Origin of the sequence: Coleofasciculus sp. G3-WIS-01 (assembly GCF_040223135.1) — a bacterium.
Classification (GTDB): domain Bacteria; phylum Cyanobacteriota; class Cyanobacteriia; order Cyanobacteriales; family Coleofasciculaceae; genus Coleofasciculus.
Genome location: NZ_JAVJZI010000156.1, coordinates 1 through 7,991, shown reverse-complemented (window position 1 = coordinate 7,991; position 7,991 = coordinate 1). Strand labels below are relative to the sequence as shown.

Here is a 7,991-nt window from a genome sequence, read left to right as displayed (position 1 = left end):
ATCTTATGGTAGAGACGCGCTTTTGAAGCGTCTGGAACAACAGTTCGTTTGTCCTAATCGATGTGTCTACTGCTATAAATAGCTTTCTGAACTTGTGCGGCACTATTTTTAGTCAAAGCGTGCGACATCGGCTGTAGCGTTGAGGCGATGCGTCGGCGTAAGCAGTTGGTGGAGCAGTTTATCTTGGTGACGGATCAAGGGGAAAACACGGCGCCCTATTTTGGTAACGCTTTTGATGCCTATTGTCAAGAGTTGAATGTGCTGCCAAATGTGATCATCGTCAAGGTAGGGAGTTCCTATGACTGGATTGAACAAAAGTTGCGGGAACGGCAAGTGCAAGTAGATACGTTTACCTTTGCGGGTGACTACTACTCACTGCCAAACCTGATTCCGCTTTTGTCTCGTCCTTCCCGGTTGGAGTTGTTGATGGAAATTCTGGAGACTCCGTTGCCTGTAAGGGATGATTAATTGTAGGGTGGGCATTGCCCACCTTACTAGCGTGGCACAGCTACAATAGTACGGTATATTTTAGGGGGTTTCTGGGCGCAAACCTTGCGCCCCTACAAGGCATCATGCATCAAATGGGAAAGGACTTGTGAAGCCGGAATTAACAATTGATATCCTTCTAGATGAAGCAGCAAAATTCTCGGAGATTGAAAGTATCTACGATGAGTCGCACAGCGGATTACCAAATGACGCGGGGAATTCTTGACCTTCTCAATAATGATGGTAATACAGATGACTTAATTGCTTTCATGCAAGACAGAAATCTACCTGTTGATGATATTGAAGCTTTAAACATTGCGGAGGATATTTTGAGTAATCCACCCGTTCAGGGTTATCTGACTATATCCAATGCTTTACAGTGGAGACACAATACCATCCGAAAAAGTGCAGATCAGGTTTGTCGGTAATTCTCACCCTAACGATGACGTTGGGTTTCGTTCCTCAACCCAACCTACAAACTTGACATACTCCCCCTCCAAAACCTGCCACTGTTTTGAACATTTGTTCTACCAAAAGCCGATCAACACAATTGGTTACTATGATGGCAGGGTTATTGCTGACGTGGAAAATTACAAGCAGTTGCAGCATTTATCCGGTATCGATAAAAACTATATCTGGCGATCTAATCGAGAGGATGAGTATATTTTCTATGTTAAACAAAGAATGAATGAAGGTGGTAACGGATTAGATAATGGATGACAAATGCCTAATAAAAAATGACAAATAACCTGATCGGGTGAGGTGAAGTATTCACCGCCTGTGATAGCTTTACTTAAGTGTGTATTACAATATAATACAATATCTCAAACTTACCCTAGGGCTTTTCAAGGTGACTCTATTCTCTTGACAATAAAGCAAACAATCGGCGGTGTAATCATCATTACCTATGACTCTGACAACGGCTCAACCTCAAACCCAGTCCGTGGTACTCACAGCTTATGACTTGTGGAAATCTTACGGTTCAAACCATGTTGTTCAAGATGTTAGTTTTACCCTAAATTCGGGAGAAATTTTGGGTCTGCTTGGTCCCAATGGTGCAGGGAAAACCACGACAGTAGGAATGCTCTATGGTTCAGTAATTCCCAGTCGGGGTTTTGTGCAACTCGGACAGTATCAAATCCAATCTCAAGGACGTTTGGCGCGTTCTTCGATGGGGATTGTGACTCAAGAAGATAATCTTGACCCCGATTTTAGTGTCTTCGATAACTTGATTTTCTTTGCCCATCACTACCGAATTGTTGGCAAAGCGGCTCGGAAACGGGCAGGGGAGTTACTAGCGCAAGTGGGGTTGCAAGATTATGCTAAACATCGGGTTGATGAACTTTCTGGCGGTATGAAGCGGCGTCTGGTGTTAGCACGGGCGTTGATTAATCAGCCACAAGTGGTGTTTCTGGATGAACCGACAACTGGGCTTGACCCCCATGCGCGGCAAGATTTTTGGAAGTTAGTCAGTCAGCTTAAACAAAAGGGCTGTGGGGTGCTATTGACAACCCACTATATGGATGAAGCGCAACGATTGTGCGATCGCCTTATTTTACTCCAACAGGGTAAAATGATTGACCAAGGCACTCCTGAGGAACTGATTGAGCGTACTGTTGGCACAGAGGTTGTAGAAATTGAGGGCATTTCAGCAGAAATTCTCCAACAACTCGCCCATCAGTATCAAACGTGGTATCGCTCTTTTGGCAATGGTTACCTGATTGGCTTACCAGCAGACAATCCCCACCCTCTTTGGGAATGTCTGGATGCTACCAATCCTTTTAGCTTAACCCGTCGCCATACCAATTTAGACGATGTATTTTTGCACCTGACAGGTACATCACTTGAATAATGCGTCATTCGTCAAAGAATTCTCCCATTTAGTCTGGGCGGGTTTATTAGCATCTGGGTGGCAACAAAGGATTGGAGTAAAACCCGCCCCTACAGTCATCTGTTAGCCAAGAGAGCTGCCACAAAGGATTCATTCAAAACAAAATCTTTGAAATCGCAAATAAAAATGAAAGGCATTTCTGTTACCCCTTGGGGAGTTTACTCAGTCTGGCATCGTCATGCTAGGGTTTATCAGAAAACTTGGCTGGTAAATAGCTTACCTCCGCTTTCTGAACCGATCATTTATCTCGTCGCTTTTGGCTATGGGCTTAGTCCCTTAGTCGGCGATGTCACCTACAACGGTGAAACGGTTTCCTACTTAAAGTTTATTGCCCCTGGTATGATTGCCATCGGTGTGCTATTCCAATCCTTTTTTGAGGGCGCTTTTGGCAGTTTTATTCGCCTGAGATTCCAAAAAACCTGGCAAGCTCTACTCACAGCGCCGTTGAGCTTCACAGAAGTGTTTTTGGGGGACTGGCTATGGGCAACCACCAAAGGCATCATCGCCGGTAGCTTGACTGGATTAGTTGCGGTGGTGTGGGGACTCTACTCAGGCTGGCATTTACTGATATCATTACCCCTGATTATTTTGGGCAGTATGCTCTTTGGCGTTATGGGACTGTTCACGGCGGGAACCATGCGAACAATTGACCAAATTAACGTGCCACTTTTCTTATTCATCGTCCCGATGTTTACCTTCTGTGGGACTTACTTTCCTCGTGAAACGTTACCGCCTATACTGGGAAATATTGCCAATCTATTGCCCCTTGCGGCTCTGGTGGATCTATTGCGCTGGCCCCTAGGCTTATCCAATTTCTGGTTTGTGAAGTTAATCGGGCTACTCTTAGGAATGGGTCTTTTTGCTGGGTTGGCTTGGCGAAAGATTTATCCCCAGTTGTTTCGTTGATTCTATCTGTTGTAATGGGAAGCACTCTTTAAAATCTAGTCCGCCTGTGCGAACTAGATTTGTGTGATTCCGCGATTTTAATCGCCAAGGTTGAAAAGGGGGTTACTTGCTATTTTCCCCCGTAATAAAAAGCAATTTCTTTCTCTTTAAGGGGGGCAAAGTCAGCATCGATAAGCATTTGATTAAGTTCGTCTTGGGAAATATGTTTTGCTCCAATCCGGACAATCCGCGATCGCATCGTGTTTGATACCCCGCTACGCTGTCGGTTGGCTTCCAGCGCCATCACTTGGTTGTAGAGTTCCAGTTTAGCGGTGGGAATGGGACTTCCGTCCAAGTCCACTCCCTTCGCGATCGCGTGATCAACCGCATCTGCACCTAAATTGGTTTCTGGGGACATGTTTAGAGGATTCTAAGTGTTGTATTGAGGTATATTATCAAAAGCCAGCCCTATTTGAGTCGGGGAATGGGCGACCAGGGATTCGAACCCTGAACCACCGGATTAAGAGTCCGCTGCTCTACCGTTGAGCTAGTCGCCCTTCGTTCGCTTTAGATTACTATAGCAAAATTTCAACTTAGTAGAGCTTGTCTATGGATCTTCTCGTGACATCATCCCAAAGCCAATCAAAGATTATGCTGTGGGACTTATAGCTCCCCAAACCCCTCACCCGTTAAGATCACATCTGATCCTTTAAACTCGATTCCCGGCTGTCTTGGTTTGAATCTAGAGAGGTCATTGTATGCAACTAGGTCCTGGTTTTTGGGCAACGTTCTATTATTACTTCACAGGCATGACCCTAATTGTTGCTCTTTTAGCCTCCCAAGTTCTGGGGCTAAGTTTAACCCAACCCCTTCCTTATCGTTATGGTATTACTCTTGGTCTAGTCGCCGGATTACTGGGTGCTTACTTTAATCGCAGCGTGACTCTCTCTCTAGAATTCAAGAATAAAAAAGTATTTACTCAAACTCTCAATACTACCCTAGCTGAGATGGGTTTTGAACCTCAAGCAGAAATCAATAATTTTCTAGTTTACCAACGTCCGGCTTTGCGTAACGTTTTTTCGGGTAAAGTCTTTGTGCAAATTGAGAAGGGTATGGCTACAATCGTTAGCCGCGCCAGTACAATTAAAAGATTGCGTCAAAAAATTGAATCTTAGCCGAAATTATAGCCGGCTACGTCTGGAACTTCAATTCCAGTTACCATAGAATGAATAGAGATTGCATAGCCCTACCCTAACCATGTATGAACTTGAACCCATTCACAAGCGCTTTCCGCAAGTGCCAATAGAGCGGCGGGTGTGTGCCTTCCTCATCGATTTTGTCGCCGTTTGGCTGGTTAGTTCGATGGCGGGTGGAAATGCTTTTTTGCAAATGCTAGTATTTATGGCGCTTTGGTTAGGGCTGCGGGTGGTATTGGTATCGAGCAATCAGGGTCAGAGTTTGGGGCGCTGGGCATTGGATATAAAAGTGCTCGATGCTAAATACGGCAAACTTCCAGGGCTATTGACGCTAAGCAAACGAGAAGGCATTCTGGGCTTTTGTGCGCTCTTAGCCATGATTGGCTTAAATATCGGTTTGGCGAATGGTATCTCTTTGCTGCTGTTAATTGCGCCCTTAGGAGTCGATTGTGGCATAGCTTTATCGGAACCGGAAACTCAGCAAGCCTTTCATGATCGTATCGCCAAAACCATCGTGATTCAAACCCGTCGCGGGTTTTCCCTCGATCTGCGTCTGAAGCGATGGGTTGCCCAAATTCGGCGTCGTATGCAAAAATAAGAGATTGTGTTTAAATTCACTCACACCCTGATTTAATTTCTTAGAAGTAAGACTATGGCAAGTAAGAAAGGAGTCCGACTCGTTATAACCTTAGAATGCACCGAGTGTCGCACTAACCCAGACAAGCGATCAAACGGTGTCTCTCGCTATACGACGATGAAAAACCGTCGCAATACCACAGGGCGTCTAGAACTGAAAAAGTTCTGCACTCACTGCAATAAACATACGGTGCATAAAGAAATAAAATAGCCATGAACGATGGCAATGCACTCTAAACTAAACTTGATGACTACAAATCCCTAAGAACTGCCCATGACCTACTTTCGCAAACGCCTTTCTCCGATCAAGCCTGGAGATCCGATTGACTACAAGGATGTGGAATTACTCCGCAAATTCATTACCGAACGGGGTAAAATTCTGCCTCGTCGGATTACAGGTCTTACGTCTCAACAGCAACGAGCTTTGACGGGATCCATTAAACGCGCTCGCATCTTAGCATTATTACCTTTCGTCAATAAAGAGGGATGATGCGGCTCAACAGAGCTGAGGGTGAGGTGCGGTGAGACAACCGATCTCTGATTAGACGGTGGTGTCAAATGATTGAATCCTTTGATGCCCCGTCTAACCCTTTTGGGATTACCCCATCACCCGTTAGACTAGGTAGAGAGTCTGATAACTCCACACACTGACTCTGACGGAGTACAGTGGGGGCTTCTAGAGGAGCCTTTCTAAACATAAAGATAAACGACCGGGATTAGCGAAGCTGGTGGAAAAAGGAACACTTATAGAATTTCGTGTGCAAGGAGATCGTCATCTAGCGATCGTAGACCGTCCAGATGGCAAAACGCGCTGGACGGTTATTGACGAACGTGGTCAATCTCACACGCTTCATCCCCGGCAATTTACCTACGAAGTCCAGGGTGGTAAATTTGACGTATCAGAAATTTCTGACTTTCTCACTCAAGTCGAACCTTATCTCGATCCATCCAGCCTAGAAGTGGCTTGGGAATTGCTGGTGGAAGAGGGAGAAGCCGTAACCTGTGCACAAATGGCACAGCTTTTGTTTTCTGACCAAAGCCCACCCCTGTGTTATGCCGCTCATTGCTTGCTATCGGAAGACAAACTCTACTTTAAACAAAAAGCCGATAGCTACGAACCCCGTCCAGCAGCTAAGGTAGCTGAAATTAAACATCAGCAATTAGCCACCGAATCGAAGCAACGAGAGCAAGAGGAATTTTTAAAGCGCACTCAGCAGAAACTCAACGGTGAAGCGGTAGACTGGCAAGAGAGCGATCGCACTCGCTTTGATCTGCTCGAACGGTTTGTCCTGTATCCAGAAAATGCGTCTCGTGTAGCCCAAGATCTATTAGCTACCCTAGATCGCCCGCAAACTCCCCAAGCGGCATTCGATCTGTTGGTAGACTTAGGGATTTGGACTCCTCACGAGAATCTGTTTTTGCGGCGCTCATCTTACCCTGTTCACTTTCGTCGTGAGGTGCTTGACTTGGTGCAACAATACTTGGATTCTCCGCCTCCCGACCCTGATCAAGACCGTTTAGACTTAACTTATTTGAAGGTATACACCGTTGATGACGAGAGTACCTCAGAAATCGACGATGGGTTGAGTTTAGAACAACTCGAACAGGGTAGAGAGCGTCTGTGGATTCATATTGCTGATCCAACCCGCTTGGTTAGACCCGAAGACGAACTGGATAAAGAAGCCCGACGGCGCAGTACCACTCTCTATTTACCGACGGGCATGATTTCCATGTTTCCGGCGGAACTGGCAACCGGTCCAATGAGTTTAGTGGAGGGTCAAGTCTGTCCATCCCTGAGTTTTGGCGTGATCTTGGATGAAGATGGCAGTATTGAAGAGTACCAGATTCACCCCAGCCTGATTAAACCTACCTATCGCCTCACCTACGAAGATGTGGATGAAATGTTGGAACTGGGGGTGAAGGCAGAATCGGAAATTGCCGCGATCGCGAAATGGGCAAAGCGTCGCCAAGAATGGCGCTCGAGTCAGGGTGCGATTAGTATCCACATGCCAGAGGCGGTGATTAAAGTCCGGAATCAAGATGAGATCATCATTCAGGTTTTAGAGGATTCCCAGGCGCGGCTAATGGTCGCAGAAATGATGATTCTAGCCGGGGAAGTTGCTGGACGCTATGGTCAAAGCCATCAAATTCCCCTCCCCTTTCGCGGACAACCCCAGCCGGAACTTCCCTCTGATGAAGAATTGCTGGTATTGCCCCCAGGTCCTGTGCGCTTCTGTGCTATGCGCCGCTGTATGCCTCGCAGTGAAATGAGTATTACTCCCCTGCGTCATGCCGGTTTGGGATTGGAAACTTATACCCAAGTTACCTCTCCTATCCGCCGTTATACCGATTTGCTGAATCATTTTCAACTAAAAGCCCACCTGCGCGGTGATCCTTTACCCTTTTCGGCTCAATACCTGCAAGAAACCATGCAGAGCGTGACTACAGCCGCATCAGAAGCCGCGATGGTGGAACGCCAAACCAATCGTTATTGGGGATTGGAATATTTACGGCGTCACCCGGATCAAGTGTGGCAAGCGTTAATGCTGCGTTGGTTACGCGAACACGACAACTTGGGCTTGATTCTGTTGGAAGATTTAGGGTTAGAGTTAGTCATGCGGTTTAAGCGGTCAGTTAGACTGGGCGATCGCTTGGATGTTCAGGTGACTCATGCTGATCCACGTCAAGATGTGATTCAGTTTCGAGAACTGATGGATCAAGCAGTTGAACCTGCGGCTACCTAGATTGTCAGTTGGTTTGACACTCTCCCGGTTAAAACGCGGGAGATTCTTGAGCTAATCATCGCCCTTTCGAGTCACCTCTAATTAGGTCTTACACAATTATGTCCTACCCGAAGTCAACTAGAATATCACTTAATATCTAGAACCCCTTTTTTT

At 46.2% G+C, this 7,991-nt stretch carries 9 protein-coding genes, 1 tRNA gene and 2 pseudogenes; 10 read left to right on the top strand and 2 right to left on the bottom strand.

Annotated elements, in window-relative coordinates:
- Nucleotides 1–126: 126 nt before the first annotated feature.
- The 5 genes and pseudogenes from RIM23_RS15235 to RIM23_RS15215 all read left to right on the top strand — a co-directional run.
- Nucleotides 127–468 (top strand): annotated as a pseudogene (locus tag RIM23_RS15235) (hypothetical protein); the annotation flags it as partial.
- A gap of 206 nt (nt 469–674) precedes the next feature.
- Nucleotides 675–914 (top strand): annotated as a pseudogene (locus RIM23_RS15230) (hypothetical protein); the annotation flags it as partial.
- Nucleotides 915–966: 52 nt separating this feature from the next.
- The gene (locus tag RIM23_RS15225) at nt 967–1,206 is read left to right on the top strand and encodes a hypothetical protein (RefSeq protein ID WP_446368063.1); all 240 of its coding nucleotides are present in this window, start codon (nt 967–969) and stop codon (nt 1,204–1,206) included.
- A gap of 187 nt (nt 1,207–1,393) precedes the next feature.
- Nucleotides 1,394–2,338: an ABC transporter ATP-binding protein gene (locus RIM23_RS15220; RefSeq protein WP_446368062.1), complete on the top strand. Its 945-nt coding sequence runs from the start codon at nt 1,394–1,396 to the stop codon at nt 2,336–2,338.
- 165 nt (nt 2,339–2,503) lie between these two features.
- Complete coding sequence (locus RIM23_RS15215; protein WP_446368061.1) at nt 2,504–3,283, top strand: ABC transporter permease; 780 nt, start codon at nt 2,504–2,506, stop codon at nt 3,281–3,283.
- Between the two features lie 109 nt (nt 3,284–3,392).
- Here RIM23_RS15215 and RIM23_RS15210 read toward each other — a convergent pair whose 3' ends face one another.
- Nucleotides 3,393–3,680: a small RNA NsiR4-regulated ssr1528 family protein gene (locus RIM23_RS15210; RefSeq protein ID WP_446368060.1), complete on the bottom strand. Its 288-nt coding sequence runs from the start codon at nt 3,678–3,680 to the stop codon at nt 3,393–3,395.
- 67 nt (nt 3,681–3,747) lie between these two features.
- Nucleotides 3,748–3,819, bottom strand: a tRNA-Lys gene (locus RIM23_RS15205).
- A 201-nt stretch (nt 3,820–4,020) separates the two neighbouring features.
- Between RIM23_RS15205 and RIM23_RS15200 the strand changes: the two genes are divergently transcribed.
- From RIM23_RS15200 to RIM23_RS15180, 5 genes are all read left to right on the top strand, one after another.
- On the top strand, nt 4,021–4,437 hold the full coding sequence (locus RIM23_RS15200) for a hypothetical protein (protein ID WP_446368059.1): 417 nt from the start codon (nt 4,021–4,023) through the stop codon (nt 4,435–4,437).
- A gap of 82 nt (nt 4,438–4,519) precedes the next feature.
- On the top strand, nt 4,520–5,056 hold the full coding sequence (locus tag RIM23_RS15195) for an RDD family protein (protein WP_446368058.1): 537 nt from the start codon (nt 4,520–4,522) through the stop codon (nt 5,054–5,056).
- A 54-nt stretch (nt 5,057–5,110) separates the two neighbouring features.
- Complete coding sequence (gene rpmG, locus RIM23_RS15190) at nt 5,111–5,305, top strand: 50S ribosomal protein L33 (protein ID WP_446355548.1); 195 nt, start codon at nt 5,111–5,113, stop codon at nt 5,303–5,305.
- 63 nt (nt 5,306–5,368) lie between these two features.
- Nucleotides 5,369–5,584, top strand: a complete 216-nt coding sequence (rpsR, locus tag RIM23_RS15185; protein WP_446368057.1) for a 30S ribosomal protein S18 — start codon at nt 5,369–5,371, stop codon at nt 5,582–5,584.
- 238 nt (nt 5,585–5,822) lie between these two features.
- Nucleotides 5,823–7,838 carry a ribonuclease catalytic domain-containing protein gene (locus RIM23_RS15180; protein ID WP_446368056.1) on the top strand — a complete coding sequence of 672 codons (2,016 nt, stop codon included), beginning with the start codon at nt 5,823–5,825 and terminating at the stop codon, nt 7,836–7,838.
- Nucleotides 7,839–7,991: the final 153 nt, after the last annotated feature.

What these genes read in the sequence shown, in the direction of transcription:
- RIM23_RS15200 (WP_446368059.1), top strand. Translation starts at nt 4,021, where the DNA reads ATGCAACTAGGTCCTGGTTTTTGGGCAACGTTCTATTATTACTTCACA.
- RIM23_RS15215 (WP_446368061.1), top strand. Translation starts at nt 2,504, where the DNA reads ATGAAAGGCATTTCTGTTACCCCTTGGGGAGTTTACTCAGTCTGGCAT.
- rpmG (WP_446355548.1), top strand. Translation starts at nt 5,111, where the DNA reads ATGGCAAGTAAGAAAGGAGTCCGACTCGTTATAACCTTAGAATGCACC.
- RIM23_RS15220 (WP_446368062.1), top strand. Translation starts at nt 1,394, where the DNA reads ATGACTCTGACAACGGCTCAACCTCAAACCCAGTCCGTGGTACTCACA.
- rpsR (WP_446368057.1), top strand. Translation starts at nt 5,369, where the DNA reads ATGACCTACTTTCGCAAACGCCTTTCTCCGATCAAGCCTGGAGATCCG.
- RIM23_RS15210 (WP_446368060.1), bottom strand. Translation starts at nt 3,680, where the DNA reads ATGTCCCCAGAAACCAATTTAGGTGCAGATGCGGTTGATCACGCGATC.
- RIM23_RS15195 (WP_446368058.1), top strand. Translation starts at nt 4,520, where the DNA reads ATGTATGAACTTGAACCCATTCACAAGCGCTTTCCGCAAGTGCCAATA.